This is a genomic window from Actinopolyspora alba, assembly GCF_900112765.1.
GTDB classification, from domain to species: domain Bacteria; phylum Actinomycetota; class Actinomycetes; order Mycobacteriales; family Pseudonocardiaceae; genus Actinopolyspora; species Actinopolyspora alba.
Window position 1 is genome coordinate 19,159 of the sequence record NZ_FOMZ01000018.1, and the last position, 21,800, is coordinate 40,958.

At 62.3% G+C, this 21,800-nt stretch carries 22 protein-coding genes, 1 tRNA gene and 2 pseudogenes; 17 read left to right on the top strand and 8 right to left on the bottom strand.

Going from position 1 to position 21,800, the window contains the following annotated elements; genetic code table 11:
• Positions 1-385: 385 nt before the first annotated feature.
• Positions 386-553, top strand: a complete 168-nt coding sequence (locus BM150_RS24310; RefSeq protein ID WP_175496968.1) for a hypothetical protein — start codon at positions 386-388, stop codon at positions 551-553.
• An 18-nt stretch (positions 554-571) separates the two neighbouring features.
• On the opposite strand, the gene BM150_RS21875 is transcribed toward BM150_RS24310, so the two are convergent.
• The 4 genes and pseudogenes from BM150_RS21875 to BM150_RS25185 form a co-directional block, all read right to left on the bottom strand.
• Complete coding sequence (locus BM150_RS21875) at positions 572-1,381, bottom strand: DUF2182 domain-containing protein (RefSeq protein WP_217641833.1); 810 nt, start codon at positions 1,379-1,381, stop codon at positions 572-574.
• Positions 1,378-2,036: pseudogene (locus BM150_RS21880) on the bottom strand (DUF1326 domain-containing protein). Before BM150_RS21880 ends, BM150_RS21875 begins: the two are co-directional and overlap by 4 nt.
• Before the next feature lie 66 nt (positions 2,037-2,102).
• Positions 2,103-2,648 carry a GNAT family N-acetyltransferase gene (locus BM150_RS21885; RefSeq protein WP_217641836.1) on the bottom strand — a complete coding sequence of 182 codons (546 nt, stop codon included), beginning with the start codon at positions 2,646-2,648 and terminating at the stop codon, positions 2,103-2,105.
• A gap of 66 nt (positions 2,649-2,714) precedes the next feature.
• Complete coding sequence (locus tag BM150_RS25185; protein ID WP_217641837.1) at positions 2,715-3,500, bottom strand: aldo/keto reductase; 786 nt, start codon at positions 3,498-3,500, stop codon at positions 2,715-2,717.
• A 375-nt stretch (positions 3,501-3,875) separates the two neighbouring features.
• On the opposite strand from BM150_RS25185, the gene BM150_RS21895 reads away from it, so the two are divergent.
• The 11 genes from BM150_RS21895 (at position 3,876) to BM150_RS23895 (ending at position 14,817) form a co-directional block, all read left to right on the top strand.
• Positions 3,876-4,250 carry a hypothetical protein gene (locus tag BM150_RS21895; RefSeq protein ID WP_092929607.1) on the top strand — a complete coding sequence of 125 codons (375 nt, stop codon included), beginning with the start codon at positions 3,876-3,878 and terminating at the stop codon, positions 4,248-4,250.
• Positions 4,247-5,158, top strand: coding sequence for a hypothetical protein (locus BM150_RS21900; protein ID WP_092929609.1), 912 nt, complete (start codon positions 4,247-4,249; stop codon positions 5,156-5,158). The genes BM150_RS21895 and BM150_RS21900 overlap by 4 nt, the downstream gene beginning before the upstream one ends.
• A gap of 14 nt (positions 5,159-5,172) precedes the next feature.
• Positions 5,173-5,661, top strand: a complete 489-nt coding sequence (locus tag BM150_RS21905) for a hypothetical protein (protein ID WP_092929610.1) — start codon at positions 5,173-5,175, stop codon at positions 5,659-5,661.
• A gap of 92 nt (positions 5,662-5,753) precedes the next feature.
• Complete coding sequence (locus tag BM150_RS21910; protein ID WP_245755671.1) at positions 5,754-6,188, top strand: DUF3558 family protein; 435 nt, start codon at positions 5,754-5,756, stop codon at positions 6,186-6,188.
• Positions 6,134-6,820 (top strand): DUF3558 family protein, encoded by a 687-nt coding sequence (locus BM150_RS21915; protein WP_245755672.1) that lies wholly within the window; start codon positions 6,134-6,136, stop codon positions 6,818-6,820. The genes BM150_RS21910 and BM150_RS21915 overlap by 55 nt, the downstream gene beginning before the upstream one ends.
• Before the next feature lie 582 nt (positions 6,821-7,402).
• The gene (locus tag BM150_RS21920; RefSeq protein ID WP_175496969.1) at positions 7,403-8,590 is read left to right on the top strand and encodes a glycosyltransferase 87 family protein; all 1,188 of its coding nucleotides are present in this window, start codon (positions 7,403-7,405) and stop codon (positions 8,588-8,590) included.
• A 158-nt stretch (positions 8,591-8,748) separates the two neighbouring features.
• Positions 8,749-9,792: a S66 family peptidase gene (locus BM150_RS21925; protein ID WP_092929618.1), complete on the top strand. Its 1,044-nt coding sequence runs from the start codon at positions 8,749-8,751 to the stop codon at positions 9,790-9,792.
• A gap of 329 nt (positions 9,793-10,121) precedes the next feature.
• A complete protein-coding gene (locus BM150_RS21930) occupies positions 10,122-11,696 on the top strand; it encodes a CBS domain-containing anti-phage protein (protein WP_092929620.1) in 1,575 nt (524 codons plus the stop codon).
• A 288-nt stretch (positions 11,697-11,984) separates the two neighbouring features.
• Positions 11,985-12,773: a tyrosine-type recombinase/integrase gene (locus BM150_RS21935; protein WP_217641839.1), complete on the top strand. Its 789-nt coding sequence runs from the start codon at positions 11,985-11,987 to the stop codon at positions 12,771-12,773.
• Positions 12,774-12,875: 102 nt separating this feature from the next.
• Positions 12,876-13,880, top strand: a complete 1,005-nt coding sequence (locus BM150_RS21940; RefSeq protein ID WP_175496970.1) for a ParA family protein — start codon at positions 12,876-12,878, stop codon at positions 13,878-13,880.
• Between the two features lie 31 nt (positions 13,881-13,911).
• Complete coding sequence (locus tag BM150_RS23895) at positions 13,912-14,817, top strand: PIN domain-containing protein (RefSeq protein WP_245755673.1); 906 nt, start codon at positions 13,912-13,914, stop codon at positions 14,815-14,817.
• An 85-nt stretch (positions 14,818-14,902) separates the two neighbouring features.
• On the opposite strand, the pseudogene BM150_RS25190 reads toward BM150_RS23895, so the two are convergent.
• Both BM150_RS25190 and BM150_RS21950 read right to left on the bottom strand, forming a co-directional pair.
• Positions 14,903-15,664 (bottom strand): annotated as a pseudogene (locus tag BM150_RS25190) (IS5 family transposase); the annotation flags it as partial.
• Between the two features lie 322 nt (positions 15,665-15,986).
• A tRNA-Gly gene (locus BM150_RS21950) sits at positions 15,987-16,060 on the bottom strand.
• 80 nt (positions 16,061-16,140) lie between these two features.
• Here BM150_RS21950 and dcd point away from each other — a divergent pair.
• The 3 genes from dcd (at position 16,141) to BM150_RS21965 (ending at position 19,495) form a co-directional block, all read left to right on the top strand.
• Positions 16,141-16,722, top strand: a complete 582-nt coding sequence (gene dcd, locus BM150_RS21955; protein WP_092929626.1) for a dCTP deaminase — start codon at positions 16,141-16,143, stop codon at positions 16,720-16,722.
• Positions 16,723-16,930: 208 nt separating this feature from the next.
• Complete coding sequence (locus tag BM150_RS21960) at positions 16,931-18,337, top strand: sugar porter family MFS transporter (protein ID WP_092929628.1); 1,407 nt, start codon at positions 16,931-16,933, stop codon at positions 18,335-18,337.
• A gap of 297 nt (positions 18,338-18,634) precedes the next feature.
• Positions 18,635-19,495 carry an alpha/beta fold hydrolase gene (locus BM150_RS21965; protein WP_092929630.1) on the top strand — a complete coding sequence of 287 codons (861 nt, stop codon included), beginning with the start codon at positions 18,635-18,637 and terminating at the stop codon, positions 19,493-19,495.
• A 72-nt stretch (positions 19,496-19,567) separates the two neighbouring features.
• Here the strand turns inward: BM150_RS21965 and BM150_RS21970 are convergent, their stop codons facing one another.
• Positions 19,568-19,777: a hypothetical protein gene (locus tag BM150_RS21970; protein ID WP_092929723.1), complete on the bottom strand. Its 210-nt coding sequence runs from the start codon at positions 19,775-19,777 to the stop codon at positions 19,568-19,570.
• 162 nt (positions 19,778-19,939) lie between these two features.
• On the opposite strand from BM150_RS21970, the gene BM150_RS21975 reads away from it, so the two are divergent.
• Together BM150_RS21975 and BM150_RS21980 are read left to right on the top strand one after the other, a co-directional pair.
• Positions 19,940-20,776, top strand: a complete 837-nt coding sequence (locus BM150_RS21975) for a helix-turn-helix domain-containing protein (protein WP_092929631.1) — start codon at positions 19,940-19,942, stop codon at positions 20,774-20,776.
• The gene (locus BM150_RS21980) at positions 20,773-21,072 is read left to right on the top strand and encodes a DUF397 domain-containing protein (RefSeq protein WP_342752606.1); all 300 of its coding nucleotides are present in this window, start codon (positions 20,773-20,775) and stop codon (positions 21,070-21,072) included. The genes BM150_RS21975 and BM150_RS21980 overlap by 4 nt, the downstream gene beginning before the upstream one ends.
• 80 nt (positions 21,073-21,152) lie before the next feature.
• On the opposite strand, the gene BM150_RS21985 is transcribed toward BM150_RS21980, so the two are convergent.
• Positions 21,153-21,791, bottom strand: coding sequence for a Uma2 family endonuclease (locus BM150_RS21985; protein WP_175496972.1), 639 nt, complete (start codon positions 21,789-21,791; stop codon positions 21,153-21,155).
• Between the last annotated feature and the right edge of the window lie 9 nt (positions 21,792-21,800).

Here is a 21,800-nt window from a genome sequence, read left to right on the forward strand (position 1 = left end):
CGGCTCGCACGGCAGGTCGCGTTCCACAACGATGCCAACAAACGGCTGACCCTGGATCTGGGACCGGGAATCGAGTCGGGCCAACTACGGTGCGCGATGACCGTTTCGCCGTTCCCGAGCATTACCGTGATCGTGTGGCGGGCAAGCACGTCCTGCTGGTCGATGACACCTGGACCTCGGGAGCGAAAGCACAGTCCGCTGCGGTCACCCTCAAGGAGGCCGGTGCCTCTCACGTCACTGTGCTCTGTGCGGCCCGGTGGTGCCGCTACGAGTGGGAGAGCCACCGTTCGTTGTTCGACAGTCGCACCGAGCCGTACGACGCGTACGTTTGTCCGGTGACCGGTGGTACTTGTCCGACGAACTGACCCGATCAGTGGAGTGGTTGGTGACGAGGCCGCCACCTCGGCCGGAGGTTTCCTCGTTGTTCGGCCAAGAACCCGATTTCGCGCCCACCCCGTCCCCCGCTCGGGAAGGCGCCGACCGGGATCTCGCCTGGACGGTCACCGGTTATCTGGCGGAGCGGATCGAGCTCCGGGAACGGCGGAACGACTGAGCGCCGAGTACCGGCGAGCTACGCGACCGTGCCGACCAGCCCGGGCAGGACCAGCAGGACGAGACCGACGCCGATCAGGAGCGCACCGATCGCGTAACTGGCCTGCCTGCCGTACGGCAGCACCTTCTCGACGGTGATCACGGCGGTGACACCGGCCATCCAGACGAGGCTCATCATGCCCGCGGCCAGCAGCACGACCATCAGTGCCCAGCAGCAGCCGATGCAGTAGGCACCGTGCCCGCAACCCACCAGCAGCGCGCCGCGTCTGCTGCGGACCGCCCGCTGCCCGTGCCGCATCAGCAACGCCATCGGTGACCGGCAGTGCACTAGGCACCACTGCTTCAGCGGGGTGAACTGGAACAGCCCGGCGAGCACCAGCACGGCGGCTCCCGAACGGGCCGCCGTGGCGCTGCCCGCCATGGCCAGTGCGTCGAAGACACGCAGGCACGTATAGGCCGCCAAACCCGTGAGCAGCCAGGCGAGCAGGTAACCGAGGACCAGGATGGTCACGCTGCCGGTGCCCGCCCGGCGAACCCGGAGCAGTCTGCTCATGCCGATGGTGAACGGCGTGATGCCGGGCAGCATCATCGCCGTCATCATGATCAGCCAAGTGAGCAGGAAGAATCCGAACCGGGTCCATTCGAAACCGGACGATGCCATCGGCCGCGTCCCGGTCAGGATGCCCAGCCGCATACCGGGTGCGGCCAGGCTGTGGGTAAGCAGCCACGCCAGTGCGGTGAAGACGAGCAGCACGACCGCCAGCAGGAGTTCCGTTCCGGAGAACCAACCCGGTCCCGAAGAACCACGAGACCCGGCCCCGCTCGTCACTTCGCGTCCGGTCCCGACCACTCGAAGGGGATGAGCTTGCTGGAGTAACCGGACCGGTCCCACTGGAATCCGAAGGAGTCGGCGTGGTCACTGACGGCCCTGCCCCAGACAGCGGGTGGCTGGCCGGGTCCGACCTCCGCCCCGGGCAGGTTGTGGACCTCCACCCTGCTCCCCTCGGCCGTAGTGGGTCCGGTCAGCGCCTCCACTTCCGCTTCGGCCCTGCCGGGTACGCGCACGCTCCACCGGGCGAAGTCCTCCTCGAACGAGGCCTCGATGGGGGAGAACTCCATGCCGAGGATCTCCGGGCCGAACATCGCGCCGAACTCGGCGGGCCAGCCGCCCGCCTCGCCGCCGAAGATCAGCTGCAGGGCCTGCCGCTGGTCCTCGTCGCCGCGCTCGTCGATGAACACGGCGGCGTACGGATCGGTGTGGGTTCCCGTCCAGGGATTGCCGGTGAAGGAGCCGAGCATCGTGACGTTGAGCCCGTCCAGCGCGGTGTCGCCGAAATTGCCCTCACTGACGTGCCGAGCAGGATGCCGCTGCAATCGCCGTAGGTGGGAGGTTGGGCGAACGAGCAGGGGCAGGGGATCGCGCACTTGCACGCGTCGAACCACACGCCCTTGAGATGCCAGTTCTGAATGGTGGAAGTAGTCATGATCGCCTCACCAGCCTTCGTGGCGGACTACTGACCCACAGTTTCCGCTCCTGGCGAGGGCGGCTGTCAATACGCGGTGCGCGGTATTTTCCGGGACGCCTGAGAGCTGTTCATGCCGCACAGCCGTTTCTCGAACCAGTGGTCCGCGTACAGCGCGTCGGAGTACGGTTCGATCTCCTCGTATCCGTTGTCCGCGTAGAGTTTCCGGGCCTCCACCAGGTCGCCGCGAGTGTCGAGCCGGATCGCCCCCATGCCCAGCTCCACGGCGGCTCGTTCGGCGGCGCGCAGCAGCGACGCGCCCAGGCCTTGTCTCCTGCTCGGTTCGACCACGAACATCCTGGTGAGTTCGCCGGTGTGCTCGTCGTAGTGCCGGAGACCGACACAGCCCACCGGGCGTCCGTTCACGCGCGCGACGAGGAAGCGTCCGGTATCGCCGGACAGGTCGGTGCTCGGATCCTCGGCCATCGAGGATTCGATCTCGGAGTCGGTGGGCTGCCTACCGATGTAGCGGGCGGTCATCTCCGCGAAGTACTCGCGAAGCAGAACCACGCTTTCCGCCGCGTCGACCTCTGCCGTGGATACGGTGATTCCGCTGTTCGGTGATTTCGACAATTCCGCCCTTTCGTCGGATGTCGTGGGTCGTGAAGCGCGACGGTCGGTCGTCGCGCCACCGTGCTGTCAATTTCTCGCGAAATCGCCGGGCCGGGGCGGGTCATCCAGCCGCCGCAGTTCCTCCCCGGAGAGGTCCAGGTCCGCCGCCGTGTTCGTGCGGAGGTGGCTGACGCTGGTCGTTCCGGGGAGTGGCACGACCGGCACGTCGTGCACCCGCTGCCGGTGGTGCACCCAAGCCAGCGCCACCTGCCCGGCCGTGGCGCCGTGCTCCTCGGCGATCTCGTCCAGGGCGGCGCGTGTGTCCTCGAGCCCCGGTTCGGCGGCCTCCCCTTTCCGGTGCAGCAGCCCGTGACCGGTGGGTGAGTGGGCCACCACCGGAATCCCGAGCTCGGCGGCGGTGGGAAGCAGTCGCCGTTCGAGGTCGCGGTTGGCCAGCGACCACTGCTCCTGCAATGCCGCGACGGGATGCACCGCGTGCGCCCGACGCAGCTCCTCTGGAGTCATATTGGACAGTCCGAGGGCGCGCACCTTCCCCTGCTCGACCAGCTCGGTGATCGCCCCGACGGTCTCCTCGATCGGAACCCGGTCGCTGCGGTGGTGCAGGTAGTACAGGTCGATCGTCTCGACGCCGAGCCGCCGCAGGCTCGCCTCGCTCGCCTGCCGCACGTACTCGGGATCGGCCCGCACGTCGAAGCCGCCCGCGATTCCGTCGTCCCACACCAGTCCGAACTTGCTCGCCAGCACCACCTCGTCACGACGGTGCCGGATCGCCTGGCCGACCAGTTCCTCGTTCTCGTAGGCATCAGCGGTGTCCACCAGGGTGATCCCTGCGTCGAGTGCCGCATCGATCACGGCCACCGGATCGCGATCGGGGTCCTCGGCCGCCGCGTCGCGCAGCCATCGCCCCGAAGCCCTGCCGCCCCAGCTCGTCCCTGCCCACGTGCGGCGGAGTCGTCTTGGAAGTTCGCACTCTCCGCAACCTAGGACTTCGAGCGTTGTGGAAGTCCAGCGTTCGCGCTTTGATTCGCACGGATCGGCGTGGCTGTGGCCCCCGGCCGAGCCGCTCGACAGTACGGCTGGTGTCCGATGTGAGCTCCCGGCACGTTTCGCTGTGTACTGCCGGATCCCGCTGAAAGAGCCGGTTTTGGGTTGAGTTCCGCGATCGGCCCTGGCAGCCACCGCTCGGCTGATAGCTTGCCCTGGCCGCAGCCGATAGGAGGAGCGAACATGACGGGAAGCGGCTCGGGGTTCGCCGTAGACCTGTACCGCTTGGACAAGGTCGCCAAGGACCACCTGCCCACGGTGTCCGGGGTCTACGACAAGGCACTCGGCCATTGCGAGGACGCGCAGGGCGCGGTGAACGGCTTGTCCGGCGTGCCGGAGCAGTTCCACGGCCCGGGCGGCTCGATGGCCCAGGCGTACGGCCAGCTGCACGGCGCGATCACCGGCGTGCTGAAGTCGACCAGAACCAGCCTGGACGAGACCGCGGACGCGCTGCACGAGACGGTGCGGATGTACGCGGAGGCCGATCAGGGCGTCTCGGACGAGCTGGATCGGCTGATGCAGCAGCAGGGCACCCCGAAGCCGGAGGGGAACTCGTGAGTTTCGACAAGCTGATGTCCAAGGCGCAGGAGATCGAGGAAGGCGCCGTCGACGCGGAATACCGCCAGTTGGCCCAGTACGGTGGCAGGCCCGACTACGGCAGGATCAAGGAGAAGTACCAGGGCTGTGCGACACCCCTGTTCGAGCCGTTCACCCGAATTCCGGATCCGGGGAACTACCAGGGGATCATCGATCAGCTGCACGGTGCCATGAGCTGTCTGTCGAACGGTGCGCACATGCGGGATCCGATCACCGGGGAGTCCATCGGTGCGAACAACGACCTGCGGTCGATCGAGACGGCGGCCGACGACCTGAACGACTGGAGCGGCATGGCCGCCCACGCTTTCAAGGCCAACTTCCTCGACCCGTTCCCCGCCGTCGCGAGCAACCAGTTCCTGGTGCTGGGGATCATGAAAGGTGCGGTCGAAGCGGATCAAGAGCTTTGGAGGAGAACGCGAGATGACATCGAAGGCATAGCGGACAGCACTATTGATGCGCTGGACAACGTGGCCAGCTGCGGCAAGAGTGACTTCGAGTTCACGCTGTCGGTGCTCAGCGCGGTGGCAGCGATCGGAGCCATTCCGTTCACCGGCGGCGCTTCAGTGGCCTTCGCGGCGGTGGGCGCCGCCTCGGCGGTGGGGGGTGCGGCGCAGAAGGGTTTGAAAGCGGTGAAGAAGAACGGTGGTTCGGCAGAACAGGTCATCAACTCCATGAAGGAGGGGATCGACGAGCTCACCAAAGGTATCCGCAAGGAACAGGGCGAGATCACCAAGGCGTTGAACGATTACGCCGGTGCGGTCGATCAGCAGAACAAGGCGGATTCCCCGTTCGTCTCGGCGCGGCCGAAGCTCGCGGGCATGTCGGGCAGTGTGCTCACCAGCGGCAAGGGCGTCGGCGGGCACGACTAGGAGGACTGAGAGCAGTGGGTGAGCTGGCCGAGCGGCTGGACAACATCCGGGTGCGGGCGAGTGCGCCGGGAATGGACATTCACGCCGAGTTGCGCAACCGCACCGAGTTCTCGCTCTCGTTCGGCGAGAGCGTGTACGAGTTCGCCGACGAGCGCGCCCTGGAGCGGGCCTTGGCGAGTATGGCGCGGCTGCTCTACGCCGGGTGGCAGCGGCAGTATCAGGACGCGATCAGCGAGGCCAACCTGGACACCGAGCCGCGTGATCAGCACGACTCAGACTTCCAGGCGGAGTGTCGCGCGGTGGAGTCCTACGGCGAGTCGAGCGACGGCCGCTTCGCGTTGTCTGCGGTGGGCATGGACGAGTTCACCGCGCGGATCAAACGCGGTAGCCTGCGCGAACTACGTGAGGATGAGTTCGCCGAGCGGGTCAGCGAGGGGGCAACTCGGTTGGTGCGGGATTACCAGGCGAGGACGACCGAGTTGAAGCTGAGGTATTACGGATGATCGGGCGGGCGTTGCGTGTTGCTGCCGTGCTGTTGGTGGGGTTGGGGTTGGTCTCGGCGTGTGGTTCGTCGGATCGGCCGAGGGAGTTGTCGGTGAGTGACGTGAGGCCGTGCGATCTGATCAACAGCGAATCGGTGCAAGGGATGCGGATAGGTCAGGAATCGCAGAAACTTGGCTTTGCTCCCGGTATAGACGCGGAAGGAAACACCTGTTTCTACAGTATCAAGATCGGGAACAGGATATACGTCAACACGATAACGAACCAAGGGATCGATCGGTGGATCGATCCCTCTGATGAGGATACGAGGTCCGAGGAGGTTTCCCGGATTCAGGGTTTTCGTGCGGTCAAGGTGTGGTTCGACAGCAAGCGTCCGGATCCGGATCACAAGTGCAGGATCTACGTGGATGTGGCCGCTGGTCAGTCGCTGGAGGTCAGGGTTGAGCAGTCCTACAGTGATGAGGATCCCTCGACTTGCACCACGGCACGCCGGTTCGCCGAGGCCGCGATGCGGACGCTCGCGGCTTGAGTTCGGTACGTGAGTTCGCCGCGGGTGGCCGAGGCGGCTACCCGGTTGGTGTGGGATTACCAGGCGAGGACGACCGAGTTGAAGCTGAGGTATTACGGATGATCGGGCGGGCGTTGCGTGTTGCTGCCGTGTTGTTGGTGGGGTTGGGGGTGGTCTCGGCGTGTGGTTCGTCGGATCGGCCGAGGGAGTTGTCGGTGAGTGACGTGAGGCCGTGCGATCTGATCAACAGCGAATCGCTGCAAGGGATGCGGATAGGACAGGAATCGCAGAAACTCGATTCCGTTCCCGGGACGATGGATGCGGAAGGGAATACCTGCTTCTACGGTATCACCGCCGGGAATACCATCTACGTCAGCACGATAACGAACCAAGGGGTCGATCGGTGGATTGATCCCTCTGATGAGGATGTGAGGTCCGAGGAGGTTTCCCGGATTCAGGGTTTTCGTGCGGTCAAGGTGTGGTTCGACAGCAAGCGTCCGGATCCGGATCACAAGTGCTGGATCTACGTGGATGTGGCCGGTGGGCAGTCGCTGCGGGTCAGGGTTGAGCAGTCCTACAGTGATGAGGATCCGTCGACCTGCACCACGGCACGCCGGTTCGCCGAGGCCGCGATGCGGACGCTCGCCAATTGAGTGCTGTCAAGAGAGTGTCTCATGCGAGGTGTTTTCGTAGCAGGTTAGGGGCGGCGGCGAGAGGGGGAAAGGCGGCGCAATGGTTGACTGTGCTTTCGTAGCGTTGGGTCAGGGGGGGCGGTATTCTGAGAGTAAGGCCAGGCTGCGTTCGATGATCCATCGGTGGTGGCCGAGCGTGTGGTGGGATTCGATCTCGGTACGGGCTATGCGGAGTGTGATTTCTCGCTGCCAAAGCCACCGTAACAGCGTGTCGTCGCAGTCTTTATTGGCTTGCAGCTTGGCGGTTTTGTCTCGACAGGGTCCTCTCGAGATCTAATACAGACCGGAAAAGCAAAAATTTCTCCATCTGGTGGTCGAATTATTTATACCATAGCGGATTCCGGATAATGATCCCCGTAGTTCTCGGCGCTGTCCGGGATTGCTCAAAATTTTTCCCGTCGGGATGTGGCATAATTGGGATGCTCGTGTTGAGTAATCGGCATCCACGCGGCGAAAGTGTATGACTTGAAGTTCGTGAACACGGAAGAAGCACCAACGGGAACCAACCGCGTCTCGTGGCTCTCGAGCCATATGCCTGCGGTGGTGACAGTCGCGTTCACCGTGTTCGCCGCTCCCACGTTGCTGCAGTGGATGCTGACCGGGACCCCGGTGTTGGGGGATTTCCTCGACGTGACCGTGTATCGAGCTGGTGGCGCCGCCCTGCTCAACGGTGAACCGCTGTACGAATCCGATCTGCCCGCGCTCACCGGGGCGTATCCGTTCACCTACCCGCCATTCGCGGCGATAGTCTTCACTCCGCTGGCGTTTGTGCCGACGTGGCTGTGCCGCGCCCTCGTCATACCAGCGCACATGATCCTGCTCGTCACAGTGGTTCGCGAGTTCCTAAGACACGCGAATGCCGCGAGCATTCGCGAACGTCGTCGAGCGACGGTTGCCGTCGTCGCATTGGTGTTCTTGGTGGAGCCGCTGACGTGGACGATGTGGCTCGGTCAGATCAATCTGTTGTTGTTGGCCATTATTCTCTTCGATCTTGTCGGTGAGCACCGGAGTGCTGGAGTTTCCGTTGGTATCGCGACGGGGATCAAACTCACGCCCGGACTGTTCATCGTGTACCTGGTGTGCACGCGGCGATTCGGCATGGCCGCTCGTGCGGCAGGAGCGACGGCGGCGACGATCGGGCTTGGGTTTCTGGTCGCCCCGCAAGATTCGTTGCGTTACTGGTCGGGAGTTTTCGCCGACAACTCCAGGTTCGGTGCCACCGCCGGGCAGGGAAACCTGTCGATCAACGGTGCGGTAGCTCGAATTCTGGGAGGTGGGGATCTTCGGGTGCTGTTGTGGCTCGGTCTGGCCGGTATCGCAGTCGTCGTCGGTCTGGCCTTGGCGACAGCGGTACACAACCGAGGCGAGGTTCTGCTCGGGTTGACCTTGTGCGGGCTCACCATGACCGCTGTGTCGCCGTTCTCGTGGAGCCACCACTGGGTATGGCTCGGTCCTCTCACGATTCTGGCATTGCTGTACGCGCCGAAATCGGTGTGCGCTGTACTGGGAGTGCTGACTTTCGCGTGGCCGGTGCACATCATCCTGGGGCTCGACAGCCACTTCCCTGTCCTCGGTATCAGTACGTTTCCGCCTTGGCACGGATTCGAGGTGGTTTACGGGAACGCCTACCTGATCACCTTCGTCGGTACCCTGATTTTCGTATCCGCAGGATGGTTTCTCCGGACGGAACCCGGCCGACAACTGCCGCGAACGATCAGCCGATCTCGGTGACTTGTCCGCTGATGACCTCCTGGCTACCTCGTGGACCGGTGACAGTACGGCTGCATCGGTAAGGAAAGCGTACTCAGTCAGGCTGATCGACTCGTCCTGATGCGTACCCGAGTCACCTCCGGCGGAAACGAGGTGACAGTACTCCTAGAGTTGGTCACATGGAGTTCGTCCAGCCCCCGAAGGCCATGCCCGGCGACAGGATCGCTGTGCTGTCGCCGTCCTTCGCGGCTCCCGCAGTAGGTTCCGCCGTGCACGAGCAGGCGTTGCGACGGCTGCGGGACATCACGGGTCTCGCGCCCGTCGAGTTTCCGACCACTCGGAAGCTCGACGCCACCGCGCGCGAACGCGCGGCGGACCTCAACGCTGCCTTCGCCGACCCGGAGATCCGAGCGGTGCTGACCACGAGTGGTGGGGAGGACCAGATCACGGTCGTGTCGCACCTGGACGCCGAACTCGTCGCCAACGATCCCAAACCCTTCCTCGGGTACAGCGACAACACGAACCTGCTGAATCGGCTCTGGACGCTCGGGGTGCCCGGCTACTACGGCGGTTCGACCCAGGTTCAGCTGGGGCCGGGGCCGCACGTCGATCCGGTCCACGAGCGGTCCCTGCGGGCCGCGCTGCTCACCGGTGAACGAATCGAGCTCACCGAGCCGGGCGAGTCCGAGGACATCGGGCACGACTGGAACGATCCCCGCGCGCTCGGCGAATTCGGCGAACGCGAGGCCACCGAGCCCTGGACCTGGGCCGGTCCTGCCGAATCCCGCACCGGCAGGACGTGGGGTGGGTGTGTCGAGGTGCTGCAGTGGCTGCTCACCGCCGGTCGTTTTCCGGTTGATCCGGCCGTACTCGACGGGGGTGTGCTGCTTTTGGAGACATCGGAGGAATTGATCCCCGCACGGGAGTTCGGCTGGATCCTTCGTTCCCTCGGGGAACGCGGGATTCTGCGTGCGGTTGATGCGGTAGTCGTCGCCCGACCGCCGACCTCGAACTTCACCGTGCGTCCCACGGCCGAGCAGCGGCGGGAGAACCGAGCGAAGCAGCGCGACACCGCGATTTCCGTGGTGCACGCCTACAACCCGGACGCGGTCGTCGTGGTCGGCCCGCCCTTCGGACACACCAGACCACAGTGGATCGTCCCCTACGGCGGCTTCATGACGGTCGACGGCGCGAACGGACTCCTGTTCGCCGACTACGGCTGAGCCGTGCTCGGCTCGAAGGGACGCGGCGCCTGCAGCTCCCTACTCGCACTGCCCCTGTCACTCAGTGTGGGGTCTCGACAGCTGATTGGATGATGGGATCGAGTCCGCTTTCTCAGCTCATGAATCCGACACCCACGCTTGCGCATGGCTGATGTCCTGCGGCGCAAGATGACTCGAGCCCGATCGCCAGTGGACGCGAATAGCCGTCTCTAACGGCAAGTGTGTCCCACTCTCTCGGCAGCCGTGAATTTTCGGCCGAACTGCCCATAGAGTTGATATATGCCGGTACGGTATCGATCGGAAACGATCAGCGATGAGGGGACTAAGTTATGCGGCCCGCTGGGGAGGCTAATGAACACGATTTTGCAGCCGCTTGGTTGGTTCGTGGAGGGCGCGATGGTGAACGCGAAGAATCTGCTCTCCGTGAAGGGATTCTTATAGCTGGGTGGGATGAAGTAGACGATATATCGCACTGTGCTACAAAGGAACAACTTCGAGAGAAACTGCGAGAGAGTTACCCGGAGCAGAGCAAAGGTACTGTTTCAAACTGGACGGGACAGCTATGGCGGATACTCTCCGAAATAGAAATCGGAGATCTTGTGGTCTTGCCTATGAAAACCAGTTCTAAAGTGGCGATCGGAAAAATATACGGTTCATATTACTATGACGCAGAAAGGGAGCCGGGTTTTCGTCATCTAAGGGCAGTGAAGTGGATAAGAACTGAAATTTCGAGGACCGCTATCCAGCAAGACTTGTTGGATAGCATGGGATCTCTTATGACAGTGTGTCGTCTGCAGCGATACGGAGCTGCTCGAAGAATCGCGTACATAGCTGATCATGGCATTGATCCTGGTCCAACGCAAGAAGAGATGCCCCAGCAAGGTGTAAGGACCCTTCGCGAGCTTGTCGAAAAAGTTGATAAAAGCGACCAGAAAGAACCTTTCCTTCTTACGGTTCGTGAGTTGTTGAAAGTGTGGGGATTTGCACGGCGTAGCTCGTTGAATGTTGATCAAATCGAGTCCGATCTTATTGAATCTGGGTTGACTACGCGCCCCCCGTTTACTGAGGAATGGATAGACAACGAAATTGAAATACTGCCCGTAGGGCAGGAGCCCGGCGAAGCAGAAAACGAAACACGAGACCAGGTTCCGCAGGATGTACGAGATGCGTCGGATTTTCCGGCGATAACTTGGAGAATCGGGATGCTTGAACCTGCAAACAAAGGTGTTGCTGCGGTTTATCCGAAAGACAGTCTTTCCATGGCAATGACAGCCATGATTGCTGACAATTATTCACAGGTTGCAGTTATCGATGATAAAGGAAAACTGCATGGAGCTGTAAGCTGGGAGTCTATCGGAAAAGCTAAAATATCTCGCTCCGCTACGCTTGTAGAACAGGTAATGGAGAACGCTCGAGAAGTTGCACATAACGAAGACCTGCTGAGTCAAGTCGACGAAATTTATCGAAGTGGGTATGTTTTTGTGTGCGATTCCGATAAGAAAATTACTGGTATTGTCACGGCAGCTGACCTGACAAGCCAGTTTCGGAATCTTGCGCAACCTTTCCTTCTGGTTGAAGAGGTTGAGCGCAGACTCCGTCGTCGCGTTGACGAAGTGTTTTCCAGTGATACTTTGAAAGAATTTGTGCCAAAGCATCTCAAAAACAAGATGACCTCCGCTGCGGATATGACTCTCGGTAATTATGAGCGTTTGCTTGCCGTGTTCGAAAACTGGGAATATCTAGATTGGCCCTTAGATCATGAACTGTTCATGGATCGACTGCGTAGGGTGCGTTTGATACGAAACGACCTTATGCATTTCAATCCTGATCCATTGAATCCAGAAGAACTAAATCATCTTGAGAGTATAGTGCGGATGCTTCGAGCAGTTGATCCTCGTGGTTAGGCAAGGTTTTGGACAAGTAGAATAAATATTTTGGGTGAACATGTGGTCAACGGCTCACCTGCGAGTCCGATATTTACAGTTGCGGCACAGCACGACGCATGACGTGGCTATGGCTCAGTGCGCCGTCTCCCGTCGTCTCCGGGGTGCTGGCGGGAACGGCCGCCAAGCCGTACGCGCAAGCGCCATGTCAAGCTGTACCGGAGTGCGTGTCGCCGCAGGCGGCGCGCCTTGACGACGATGGTCAGGAGCTGGCGGGCCGATCGGCTCTCGGGCGGAGTTTCGGCAACGATGGTCGCCAAATCGTACCGGCTGCTGCGGTCGGTGCTGAACACGGTGGTCGAGGAGGACCGGATCCTCTCGCGCAATCCCTGCCGCATCCGGGGCGCCGATCAGGAGAACGCCGCCGAACGGCCGGTGCTCACCGTGGCGCAGGTCTTCGACCTGGCGAACCGGATGTCGTACGATCGGTTCCGGGCGCTGGTGCTGCTGGCGGCGTTCTGCACGCTGCGGTGGGGTGAGGTCTCGGCGCTGCGTCGCAAGGACATCGCCGAGGACGCCAGTTGGGTGCGGGTGTCGGTGACGCACACGGAGGTGCGGGGCGAGGGGCTCACGGTCGGACCGCCGAAGTCCCGCGCGGGCGCTCGCACCGTGACGGTTCCGGAGGCGATCCGAGCGGAAGTGTTGAGGCACCTGGAGGCCTACGTCGGACAGAGCCCGGACTCGCTGGTGTTCACCGGTCCGCGAGGGGCCGCGCTGCGGCGGGGCAACTTCAACCAGCTCGTGAACTGGCGAGCCACAGTGGACAAGCTCGGTGTGCCGGGGCTGCACTTCCACGATCTCCGGCACACCGGTAACCACTTCGCCGCTCGCTCGGGCGCCTCGACCAAGGAGCTGATGGCTCGCATGGGCCACGACGACATGCGGGCGGCGCTGATCTACCAGCGGGCCACGAGCGAGGCGGACCGGCAGATCGCCGATCGCGTCAGCGGGATGGTCACCGAGTACCGCGAAGGCCGTTCAGAACTGGAACCCGACGAGGACGACACCTCTGGAGGTTCGGACGATACGACTGGCTAACCTCTTATGTCCGTCCTTCTTAAAAGTCCCCTCAACTATAGTGCCAGCCATTTCAGCGATGTATGATGATTGCGTGCTCGATCTTCAGCCGACGGGGGAAACGTGAGAGTTGTACCATTCTTTAACCACAAGGGTGGCGTTGGAAAAACGACGCTGCTATTCAATATTGGTATCGCGCTGGCCTCACTGGGGAAGCGTGTTATATTTGTCGATCTCGATGCTCAAGCGAACTTGACAAGCGCGGCCATACCTTCCACTCAGATTGAGAAGATACTAGAGGAAGAACAGTCAGTTTATAACTGCCTCCTTCCGGTAATTCATGGGACGGGTAGCTTCGCAAGTCCGTCGCCCTACCAGATTCGCGACAATGCTTGGATACTGCCGGGCGACATCAACATTAGTGAATTTGAAGAGATCTGCCCTCAGGGGTGGACGGAAGCACTCGCAGGAAACATGCGCGGCTTCCAGGTCTCGACAACTATCCACCGTTTGATTCACGATGCGGGCGATCAGGTTAATGCTGATTATGCTTTTGTAGATCTCGGTCCGAACGTCGGTGCGCTCAATCGTATAACGATCCTTTCCTCAGATGGTTTTGTTGTTCCGCTTGCTCCGGATCTGTTTTCCCTTACGGCTCTACCTAGCGTAGGAAAGAGCTCTTCGCGTTGGGTTCAAGAATGGGAGACAGCGCTCGACTTGGTCAAGAAAAGGAAATTGCAGTTCCCTTACGATTTGCCGGCTGGTCAACCGTCGCCTTTAGGCTATATTAGTCAACAATTTGCGGTCTACCGAGAAGCGCCTGCGGCTGCGTATAGGCGATGGATTGAAAGAATTCCGGGTGAGTATGACAGTGGAATCAAGGGAAAATTGGCTGACGCTGGTATTCGTGTTCCTGGAGATCCGAGCAAGATTGGCGAGGTGAAGAATCTTTCGAGTTTGATTCCAATTGCTCAGCGCACCCATCGTGCAGTATTTGAACTAAGTGGATCTGAGGCCCGTGGCGCACAATTCACCCGTGCGCGCGACACCTACGAATCGTTCATTGAAATAGCAGAGCAGATTGAGAATCGACTCGACTGGCTGGGCGATGCCAATGATAATACTTGATACGTGTGTTCTTCCTCAGAAGAATCCTCTCATGGGGGCTCTCACTTCGGCTCTATTGCGTATCGCTTCGGCGAAAGGGATGGAAGTCTGCTTGCCTGAGGTCGTGGTGGATGAAAGCACGGCAAAGAGGGAAGAATTGGCTGATGCTGCTATCAGTAAGATTCGTCAGGCATCTATCGAAGCCAGCAAGTATTTTGATTTGGAACCGATGTATGTGCCGGACGCTGTCGATGCCGCCAATGAATGGCGGCGAGAGCTTGAAGCGAAATTCAGGGTGCTTCCCCTTTCGTCAGATATCGCGGTAACAGCTTTATGGAGGGAAATATTCCGGAAACCGCCTGCTCACAAGGGAAAGGGAGCTCGTGACGCAGCTATCTGGCTAATAGTCGCGCGCCACAATGCGAATTCTCATGGTGACGAAACATACTTTGTATCATCGAACGTAAATGATTTTGCTGGCCCGGATAAGAAGTCTATCGATACAGAACTTTTAAAGGATCTAGAGCGTCCAAGCTATTTTCATTACTTCACGGGCATAGAAAGCTTGCTCGAAAGTATAGCTTCCCCGTTTGATTATAGGCCTAGCGTAGATGCGCTAGAAGATGTTAGGGAGGCGATCCTTGAAGGGGTTCTTAGGTTGGATCTACTGCAGCATAGAGGGACGGTGAATGTTGATGAATTCGATGATTCGTCGGTTTCAGATGCCGCATCATGGAGCCTTGAGTCAGTTAATTTCACGAAAACAAAGAAATCATACGAGATGGGCGACGAGTGCTTAGCATTAGTGCAAATCGCAGCTGAGTTTAAGAGTTATTCTGATGGTCTCTCACCTGTAGTGCGGACGCTAGAAGTTGAGTGTTGGTTAGAACTACAATCGAAGGAAGGACCTATTACTAGTCTTGCGGTTGAGTCCGCGAACTCCGATAGTATCAGCTGAGTGCACACACAGAGTGTGTATATGAAGATATTTCAGGTAAGGTCAACCTTGAGAACTCGGCTAAAAGGGCGTCGCATGTGGTGTGTTTGTAGCAGGTCAGTGCTGCGGTGAGAGTGAGAAAGAGAGCGAAGTGAGTGGCTGTGCGGTCGTATCGGGTGGTGAGACGACGGTAGCCGGATAATCAGGAGAAGCTGCGCTCGACGACTCATCGGTGGTGGCCGAGTGTGTCGCTGGTGTCGAGGTCGCGACGGGCGATGCGGGGAGTGATTCCTAGATCGCGGAGCCATCTGCGTAATGTGCGGTAGCCGTGGCTTTGTCGGCGTGCAGCTTGGCCGGGCGAAATCGGCGAGGTCTGCGACGGGACCGTTGGCGGGGATGGCCAGCACGAGAGGGATGAGCCCGTGACTGTCGTACGTGTTGGCGGCCCAGACGCCGACGGCCAACGACAGTTCGTTGCGGTCGGTCAGCAGATGGATTTTGAGCCGGACTTGCCTCGGTCCACAGGGCTGGGCCCAGTTATCGATCCCCCTTTTGGCGCGCACCGTGGCCGCATCGACCACCGCGAGCCCACTCGGTCTCACCCCGGGAACCGAGCTCGTCCAACATCGCTTGGTGCAGTCGACGCCACAGTCCGGCCTGGGTCCATTGCTGAAACCGACGGTGCCCCGTGGGCACCATGACACCGAACGACGGCGGTAGGTCTCGCTATGCACATCCGCTGGTCAGCACGGATCAACGATCGCGGTCAACACCGTCCGATCATCCGTCGGAGCCGTCCCGCCACCCTGCGGACGTTGCCCAAACCCCGGAATCAACGGACGAACTCCCACAGCTGATCCGGCACCAACCGCTACGACAACCGATCCACCTCAACCACGATCATGTCACCCACAACAGCACCACATGAGACACGGCCTAAGAGGGTGACTGATTGTTCGTGGTTCACGCGGCGGCGCAGAGCATGTTGTGGTGATGCTCGCCGGAAACAGGAGATAGCGGCGTGGTCGCGAGTACCGCGAAGGTCGTTCAGAGCCGGAACCCGATGAGGAAAACGAGGACGACGACTCGGACGGTTAATGGCCCGTGCGTGGCCCGCGACGGTCCACGCGATACAGAAGGGGCGCTCCCGAACGATCGGGAGCGCCCCTTCTGCGCTGCTAAAACTCTGTTGGAGCGGGTGACGGGGATCGAACCCGCGTTCTCAGCTTGGGAAGCTGATGTTCTGCCATTGAACTACACCCGCATCGCCCTCAATGCGACGTAATCAAGCCTAGCACGGCGGCCAACGGCGATGTTCACCCGCCCACCCGATACGCTGTTTCCGTGTTGCTCAGTGACCGCGACCTGCGTAAAGAGCTCGACGAGGGCCGCCTCGAACTCGACCCGTTCGACGACTCGCTGATCCAGCCGTCGAGCATCGACGTCCGGCTGGACCGGTTCTTCCGGGTCTTCGACAATTCCAAGTACACCCACATCGACCCCTCGCGACAGCAGGACGACCTGACCTCGCTGGTCGAGCACTCCGACGACGACGCGTTCGTCCTCCACCCGGGCGAGTTCGTGCTCGGCTCCACCTACGAGACGGTCCGCCTCCCCGACGACCTGGCTGGCCGCCTGGAGGGCAAGTCCTCCCTGGGCAGGCTCGGCCTGCTCACCCACTCCACCGCCGGGTTCATCGACCCCGGCTTCAGCGGGCACATCACGCTGGAGCTGTCCAACGTCGCGAACCTGCCCATCACCCTCTGGCCGGGTATGAAGATCGGCCAGCTCTGCCTGTTCCGCCTCTCCAGCCCGGCCGAACACCCCTACGGCAGCAAGGCGGCCGGTTCCCGGTACCAGAACCAGCGCGGCCCCACGCCCTCGCGCGCGCATCTCAACTTCGGCAGGGCCGACACCAGCCGCTGATCCCGATCGAGACCCTTTCGTTACCAGGTCAGACGCAGCTCGCTTCGATTCAGAAACGGTGCGCATCTGAACCCGTCACAGTGGCGAGCGTCACGCTGAATCGTGGAAGTCAAGCGGGCCGAATGTGACTTACGTTGTCGCGTAACCCGTCGTTAACGAGCGATGTGCGACATGGCACATCGGCGATCGGGGGCACAGGAGTACTTCGATGTCGGTAGATCAGACGAGAGGTCGTTCCACCGATCACCTTGCGCACGTGGTGATGATTGCCGGGGCGGCAGCCCTGGGAGGCTTCCTGTTCGGCTATGACACCTCGGTCATCAACGGTGCGGTGGGAGCCATCCAGGAGAACTTCGGCGTTGGCGCGGCACTGACCGGTGTCACCGTCGCCGCGGCGCTGCTCGGATCGGCACTCGGTGCGGCCATAGCCGGTGGCATAGCCGACCGGATCGGGCGCACCAGGGTGATGCAGGTGGCGGCCGTGTTGTTCATCATCAGCGCCATCGGTTCGGCGCTGCCCTTCACGGTCTGGGACCTCGCCTGGTGGCGAATAGTCGGCGGTGTCGCCGTCGGTATCGCCTCGATGATCGGCCCCGCGTACATCGCGGAGGTCGCGCCCGCCGCGTATCGCGGCAGGCTCGGTTCGCTACAACAACTCGCGATCGTGCTGGGTATCGCGGTTTCCCAGCTGGTCAACTACGCGCTCGCCGCCTCGGCGGGCGGCAGTGCCTCGGCTCAGCTCGGCCCGCTGGACACCTGGCAGTGGATGCTGGCCGTCGAGGCCGTTCCCGCGTTGATCTATCTCGTGCTCGCCTCGGTCATCCCGGAATCCCCGCGATTCCTCGTCCGCGCGGGCAGGATCGACCAGGCTCGTGGGGTGTTGCAGCGCATCGAGTCCGAGGACGCGGACACCAAGATCGAGGAGATCCGGAACGCGCTCGGTGGCGAGCGCAAGACCAGGCTCAGCGACCTGCGCGGCAAGTTCGGCGTGCTGCCCATCGTCTGGGTGGGTATGGCGATCGCCGCGCTGCAGCAGTTCGTCGGCATCAACGTGATCTTCTACTACTCCTCCACGCTGTGGCAGTCCGTGGGCGTCGAGGAGAGCAACTCGCTGCTGCTGAGTCTGTTCACCTCCATCGTGAACATCATCGGTACGATCGTCGCGATCGCGCTGGTCGACAAGATCGGCCGCAAGCCGCTGCTGGTCGTCGGCTCCCTGGGCATGACCATCGCGCTCGCGCTGACCGGCTGGGCGTTCAGCTACGCCAACGTCGTCGACGGCGAGACCACGCTGCCCTTCGAGTGGGGTGCCCTCGCGCTGGTTTCGGCGAGTGCCTTCGTGTTCTTCTTCGCGGCATCCTGGGGTGTCGTGATGTGGGTGCTGCTCGGCGAGATGTTCCCGTCGCGCATCCGCGCCGCCGCGCTGGCCCTCGGCACGGCGACCAACTGGATCGCCAACTGGGTGGTCACGGTGACCTTCCCGAGCATGCAGGCCTGGAACCTGCCGGTCACCTACTTCATCTACGCGGCGTTCGCGCTGATCTCGCTGTTCTTCGTGGTGCGCTACCTCAAGGAGACGAAGGGGCGTTCCCTGGAGGAGATGGGCACCAGCTGATCGAGGTCAGCCGCTCGACCTACGGAGTACTCGGCCGGCGGGATCTCCCGCCGGCCCTCGCTCCGGTAGGGGCTGTCCGCTTCGGTGCATCACCGGGAGGGGCGTCGTGCCGCACGACGCCCCTCGCTTCGTATCCGCGGGTGGACTCCGCGACGCGGCTCAGCCCCGCGTGTTCGTCCGTTCTCTACCGCTTCGCCTCATGGCCCGTGATTTCATCGTCGCCGTTCGCCCCCGAATCCCCGGCAAGACGTGGAAATTCAGTGGACAGCCCCGACGCAGCTCCGTAGGTTTTCGACCGTGCGGCACACGGTGACGGTCGGCCCGGACTACGAGCTCTGGATGGAGGAGCGGGGTGACGCGGATGCCCCGCCGCTGCTGCTGATCATGGGGGCGAACTACAGCGGCATGGCCTGGCCCGAGTCGTTCGTGGAATCGTTGGCGACCCGGTACCGGGTGATCCGCTACGACCACCGCGACACCGGGAGATCGTCGCGGGCCTTCGACGCCGCTCCGTACGCGATCGCGGATCTGGCGGAGGACGCGGTGGCGGTGCTCGACGCTCTCGATATCGACAGCGCACACGTGGTGGGCATGTCGCTGGGCGGCGTCCTGGCCCAGTTGTTGCTGCTAGACCACCCGGAGCGGCTGCGCAGCGCGACCGTGTTCGCGACCTCCGCGCTCGGCGGAGTAGCGTCCGAATCCGGCGAGCTGCCCGGCCCCGACCCCCGAATCCTGAGTCTGTGGGAACGAATGGGCGAGGAACGCGAACCGGCCGAGGAGCTCGCCTGGCGCGTCGAGCACTGGCGGATGCTCAACGGTGACGTCCTGCCGTTCGACCCCGAGGAGTTCCGAGCCCTCGAACAGCGGCTGGCCGAACACGCCGGAACCCACCTCGCCGACACCGCACACGCCCGGGCCGAGGTCGGAGGCCTCGACCGTGCGGCGGAATTGGCTTCGGTCACGACCCCCACCCTGGTCGTGGAGGCTCCGGAGGATCCGGTCAACCCACCACCGCACGCCGAGCACCTGGAGACGGTGATCGCGGGCAGCCACCGGATCACCGTTCCCGGCATGGGGCACGCGCTCAGCGGCGCGGTGCTCGAACCGCTGGCCGAGGCGATCCTGCGGCACACGGCGGCGGTGGACCGGGACGCCTGAGCTCGGTCGCCGACGACGCTGTGCGGCCCGGGTGTCGATTTCTCGCGAAATCGTCGGGCGGTGGGGTGGTAGTCACGGCCGGTAGAGCACCAGGTCGAACAGCGGGCCGAACCGTTCGGCCGCGCGATCGGCGTTCTCGAACACCGCGAACTGGCTGCGACCGCCCTCCTGCCAGTACAGGATCGCGCCCTCGGCGGTTTCCATTCCCCACAGCAGCACCGAATCCGGGTCGGGCGTACCGGTGTCGTCCTGCCGGGCGAGGCCGAAAACGTTCGGGATCACGTGAACCTCCTCGAGAGTCAGCCGTTTCATCGACCACTGTCCGAACGGGAATCGCCCACCGGGAGGCCGTGCATCGGGATCACCGGATGCGGGAATCCCGATCACGGATTCCCGCTGGGATCATGGTGTGGGTCACGACCGTTGTCGGGGAGGTCTTTTGCGGTGGTTCGCACCAGCCCCACGTTTCGGCGCCGCAGGCTCGCACGCAGGATCCGGTATCTGCGGGAGCGGGCCGGGCTGACTCAGGAGCACGCGGCCTGCGAGCTGGACATGTCCACCAGCGCGCTGAGCCGCAAGGAGAACGGCGATGTGATCACCTCGGTGCACGAGGCCAGATCCATGATGGACCTCTACGACATCCGGGACCCCGAATTGCTGGACCTGGCCAGAGCCGCCAGGGAACGCGGCTGGTGGCGGGCCTACGGCGTGGAGGATCGCGGCTACGTGGACCTGGAGACCGAGGCGTGTGCTGTCCAGGAGCTCTCGTTGATGTACATCCCCGGACTGCTGCAGACCGAGGAGTACATGCGGGCGATCTTCGAGTCGGACAGCTTCTCGTCGGGTTCGCAGAGCGTGGAAAATGATGTTTCAGTGCGGCTGATCAGGCAGCATCGGTTGACCGATCCCGAGCATCCGCTGGAACTGAACGCGCTGGTGGACCAGGCCGCGCTGGAACGCGCGATTGGCGGCCCACAGGTGATGCGCGATCAACTTCGCCATCTGCTCGAAGTGGTTCAGCTGGATCGGGTGGAACTGCGGATACTGCCCAAGTCAACCGGCTGGCATCTGGGTCTGGAAGGTGCGTTCATCGTTCTGGATTTCCCGGAGCCCGAAGACAACGACGTACTGTTCGTCTCCCACCCCGTGGGGTCGGTCCACGTGGAGAAGGCCAGGGAGGTCCAACAGGCTAGGGTGGTATTCGAGCGGCTGTTCGCCCAAGCCTTGCCTGCCGAACAGTCGATGAGGTTGATCGAACGGGCCGCTGCCGAACTCCAGTGACGCGATTGCCGAAGCGGGGCGCTATGTACGCGTTGGACCTCTCCGCGGTGCGGTGGCGGAAGAGCAGCCGCAGCGGTGGCGGAAGCAACGACGCTTGTGTGGAGGTTGCCTTCCCGGAACCCGCAGCTGTGACGTGGCGCAAGAGCAGCCGCAGCGGCGGTGGAAGCAACAATGCTTGCGTCGAGGTCGCCTTCGCGGGGCCAGCCGTGGCGGTGCGGGACTCCAAGATGCCGGACGGCGCGGTGCTCGCCTTCGATCAGCGCGCCTGGGCGTCCTTCCTCGCCAGCCTGCGCTGAGAATCACTGCGTTTTGAACCACTGCGCTGAGAACCGCAGCGGCGACGGGTTCGTGACGACGGGTTCTTTCGGTCGCCGCCTCAGTCCTCCAGTAGTTCGGCGGGATCGAACCGGAGCGGGAACGGCTCCCGCGTCTCGAGGGTGTCGCCTGCCAGCGCCTTGGCGTGCACCTCGTAGTCGCCGTGGTCACCGAGCCGGAGCAGTGTGATCTCGGCGTGGTTCTTGGTGTAGGAGACCTCCACCCGCATGAAGTACTCGATGCCCGCCTCGGCGCACATGGCGGGTTTGTCGATCCGGTCGGCCACGCGGCTGGACGGCGAGACGCACTCGCCGACGAGTAGCGCCCGAGTGCCAGGTATCCATATCCGTCCCCGCGCGGGTTCGTTCAGAACCGCGAAATCGGGCTGGATCCAGCGATTGATGCCCAGCTGAACGTTCAGCGTCGGGTAAACTCGGCACCCCAATTCTCTGGCCGGGGGTTCCATGAGGGTAAGCATTCGGTAAGCGGCGTATGTGTTGGCCGAACCTTCGTAGGGGCTCACGATCAGGTGTCCGTCCTGGCACTCGTACTTCACCGGTGGCATTCCGGGAATCGGCAGGTACCGGTCGGCGAGATCGGGGGTCCACACGCCGCGCAGCTCGACGAGTGGGTCGAACGCGCCGGTGTCGCGGGCAGGTGCGGCCACAGGTATCACCCCTTCGGCCACCACGGTACTCATACCTCGAGC

Excerpts from the sequence above, each read along its gene's own strand:
- BM150_RS21935 (WP_217641839.1), top strand. The coding sequence starts at position 11,985 with ATGGTCGCCAAATCGTACCGGCTGCTGCGGTCGGTGCTGAACACGGTG.
- BM150_RS21925 (WP_092929618.1), top strand. The coding sequence starts at position 8,749 with ATGGAGTTCGTCCAGCCCCCGAAGGCCATGCCCGGCGACAGGATCGCT.
- BM150_RS21985 (WP_175496972.1), bottom strand. The coding sequence starts at position 21,791 with ATGAGTACCGTGGTGGCCGAAGGGGTGATACCTGTGGCCGCACCTGCC.
- BM150_RS21930 (WP_092929620.1), top strand. The coding sequence starts at position 10,122 with ATGCGGCCCGCTGGGGAGGCTAATGAACACGATTTTGCAGCCGCTTGG.
- BM150_RS23895 (WP_245755673.1), top strand. The coding sequence starts at position 13,912 with ATGGGGGCTCTCACTTCGGCTCTATTGCGTATCGCTTCGGCGAAAGGG.
- BM150_RS21960 (WP_092929628.1), top strand. The coding sequence starts at position 16,931 with ATGTCGGTAGATCAGACGAGAGGTCGTTCCACCGATCACCTTGCGCAC.
- BM150_RS21895 (WP_092929607.1), top strand. The coding sequence starts at position 3,876 with ATGACGGGAAGCGGCTCGGGGTTCGCCGTAGACCTGTACCGCTTGGAC.